Source organism: Psychrobacter sp. 1U2 (genome assembly GCF_051847575.1).
In genome coordinates, this window is sequence record NZ_JBPYDC010000100.1 from 1 (window position 1) to 1,875 (window position 1,875).

At 38.1% G+C, this 1,875-nt stretch carries 1 protein-coding gene and 1 pseudogene; both read left to right on the forward strand.

Annotated elements, in window-relative coordinates; all coding sequences use genetic code 11:
- Positions 1–584 precede the first annotated feature (584 nt).
- The gene (recA, locus tag ACS8FD_RS13495; protein ID WP_439261873.1) at positions 585–1,643 is read left to right on the forward strand and encodes a recombinase RecA; all 1,059 of its coding nucleotides are present in this window, start codon (positions 585–587) and stop codon (positions 1,641–1,643) included.
- 40 nt (positions 1,644–1,683) lie between these two features.
- A pseudogene (locus ACS8FD_RS13500) lies at positions 1,684–1,875 on the forward strand (regulatory protein RecX); the annotation flags it as partial.

Below are 1,875 nucleotides of genomic sequence, written 5' to 3' on the forward strand. Positions count from 1 at the left end.
TCGATAGCTTAACGCTTTAGGTAAAATTGGTTAATTTTTATACAATTTAAATAGATATATAAATCAATAACTTACATCTCAATAAAAGTAAAATTGACTTTTTATGAATTAATTTAAAAAATTTTGAATACCAATCGATGTTTCACAAACTCGACTCTGAAGCCTATTGTTTCCTGTGGACAACTCAATATTCTTGTTGACATCCTTCATTGTTAATGATTCTAATTTATCATAATAATGACAAGTTTTTCTACCCATTTAGACAATTAAATTACACTCTATCTCACACGACAGCTGTTGTCGTTTGATACCTTTCCTATCATGATGTTGCACCTAGATTTTGTTATAATCACTGCATCAACTCACACACCTACCAATCTTTTACTCTAAACTTCATTCTACTTCTATTGCTAGTATTATTTACTGTATAGTGGAACGAGATGTTTATATTGCATTTATTTAGACAACTACGATCTTAAAGATATGTTAAGACAGATGATCTAATAGGATATTTTCTGCACTTACCATTATACCTTCGAATTTTTAATTACTCTTTTATGAAAATTTATGACAAGGACTCCATTATGGACGACAACAAAGCCAAAGCACTTAAAGCGGCACTAGGTCAAATTGAAAAGCAATTTGGCAAAAATACTATCATGCATCTAGGTGATGATTCGGCAGCGCTTGATGTAGACGTTGTATCAACTGGCTCATTAGGTTTGGATATCGCTCTTGGAATTGGTGGTCTGCCTAAAGGACGTATTGTTGAGATTTATGGTCCAGAGAGCTCAGGTAAAACGACTATGACGCTGCAAGCAATTGCAGAGTGTCAAAAGCAAGGTGGTACTTGTGCTTTTATTGATGCAGAACATGCTCTTGATCCTGTCTATGCGCGCAGACTTGGCGTAAATACGGATGATCTATTGGTTTCTCAACCTGACAATGGTGAGCAAGCGCTAGAGATTACGGATATGTTGGTACGCTCAGGGGCAGTCGATATGATTGTCGTTGACTCCGTTGCTGCTTTGACACCGCGTGCAGAGATCGAAGGCGAAATGGGCGACTCTCATATGGGTTTGCAAGCACGTTTGATGAGTCAAGCTTTACGTAAGATTACCGGTAATGCCAAGCGCTCTAACTGTATGGTGGTATTTATTAACCAAATTCGTATGAAAATTGGTGTTATGTTTGGTAGCCCTGAGACTACCACAGGCGGTAATGCTCTTAAGTTTTATGCTTCAGTACGTATGGATATTCGCCGTATTGGTGCGGTCAAAAACGGTGATGAAATCATCGGTAACCAGACTCGTGTTAAAGTCATTAAGAACAAAATGGCGCCTCCATTCCGTCAGGCTGAGTTTGAAATCACCTATGGTGAAGGTACCAACCATTTAGCTGAAGTCATTGACCTAGGCGTTGAAGTTGGTGCTGTTGGTAAAGCTGGAGCATGGTATAGCTATGGCGATGAAAAAATCGGTCAAGGTAAAGCCAATTCAGTCATCTTCTTGAAGGAAAATCCTGAAATTGCTCAAGCTATTGAAGCGAAGATACGTGTCGAAAAACTTGGTGTTGTTGACAACAATGATGCATCAGACGCGGATGATGTGGATGAAAAATCAGACGCAGCGCCAGTTCAATAGTTATTGCATATATATTTTATTGATTAGCTGATTAATAGTTATGAAAATTAAAACATTAGCTGAAATTCTAGCTGAATCGCAGGCCGATTCAGCTAGTACACCTGCCTCAAAGTCAAAAACAGCCACTCAAAAATATCTGTCTAAAAATCCTGCCAAAAATAGAAGCTCTATCGTCAAGTCCAAATTTGCAAAATTCGGTCCTGAGCCTTCTTTATCAGTCAATGAGACGTTT